The sequence below is a fragment of the Devosia sp. genome (assembly GCF_041917035.1).
GTDB lineage: Bacteria > Pseudomonadota > Alphaproteobacteria > Rhizobiales > Devosiaceae > Devosia_A.
On sequence record NZ_JAYRYM010000340.1, the window covers coordinates 2,045 to 3,186 of the forward strand.

At 73.4% G+C, this 1,142-nt stretch carries 2 protein-coding genes; both read left to right on the forward strand.

What is annotated here, in order from left to right:
• Positions 1 to 159: 159 nt before the first annotated feature.
• Complete coding sequence (locus ACE3TU_RS20630) at positions 160 to 465, forward strand: helix-turn-helix domain-containing protein (protein ID WP_374627666.1); 306 nt, start codon at positions 160 to 162, stop codon at positions 463 to 465.
• The coding region (locus tag ACE3TU_RS20635; protein WP_374627668.1) for a DUF6456 domain-containing protein at positions 462 to 1,142 on the forward strand (681 nt) is incomplete at its 3' end. The genes ACE3TU_RS20630 and ACE3TU_RS20635, both read left to right, overlap by 4 nt.

A 1,142-nucleotide genomic window follows, 5' to 3' on the forward strand; every position in this document is an offset into this window, starting at 1 on the left:
CGGTGCGGAGTTATCCCCGCTGGCGCTGAACGCAGGTATAGGAATATTGTCCTATATCGCGTGGAGGCGGGAATGTGGAGCGAGCGAGCCGAGGCGGGAGTACCGGCAGCTGGAAATGGCCGCGGCGGGCAAGCGGCCGGCCCGATGCGGGGCCGAATTGTGGCCAGGGCCGCCCAGGTGATCGCCCTGGTCGCCGCCGACCGCGGCGTGCCCTCGACGAGCCTGCTCGAGGGCCAGCGCGGCGTGGCGCCGGTCGCCGAGGCGCGACAACTGGCCATGTACCTCATGCACGTGGTGGATGGCTGCCTGTATGCCGACATCGGCAAGGTGTTCGGCCGCGACCGGACCACGGTGGCGCATGCCTGCGCAAGCATCGAGGAGCGCCGCGAGGCCGTCGTCTACGACGAGGCGGTCGACCGCCTGGAGCGGATGCTGGCGGAGACCGAGACGGGGGCACAGCCATGACGGCGGCAGCCGGCGCGGCGCATCGGTTCGTCCGCGCCGTCATCGAGCACGGCGCTGCGGACCGCGCCGGGCAGGCCTTCGAAGTAGCGCGCGATGGCGTCCCGATCCGGCTCGCCTCGGCGCGGGTGCGGGACCTGCAGGCGGCGGGCGTGCTGGGAGGGGATGCCGAACGGTGCACGGCCATCGCGGCATCGCGATCCTGGCTGCGTCGCCAGCTGATCGCCGAAGACCCGCAGGGCGGGCAGCATCGCGATCTGCGGCGCGAATCCGGCGGCGTGATCCGCAACGTGCTCGAGAGTCCGCTCGGTCGGCTGGCCGTGGCTGGAGCCGGCGAGCAGACGCCGTTCCTCGCGCCGCACCAGGTGGCGGCCGGCGAGCGGGTGCGGCGGCTGGTAGCCCGTGCCGGGCTCGTGCCGCGGCTGACCACCGACTACTCGGCTGCCGGGATCGCCGGTCGCGGCAGCGCGACGGGCGCGCCGGACATCGGCGACATGGCCGCCGACGCCCGCCGACGCCTCAGCGAACTGCACCGAGTGCTGCCGCGCGACTGTGCCGACGTCGTGCTCGACGTCTGCGGCCTCGACAAGGGCCTGCAGGTGGTGGAAGTCGAGCGCGGCTGGCCCCGCCGCAGCGCCAAGCTGGTGCTGCGCATCGGGCTCGACCGGCTCGCCGAGCAC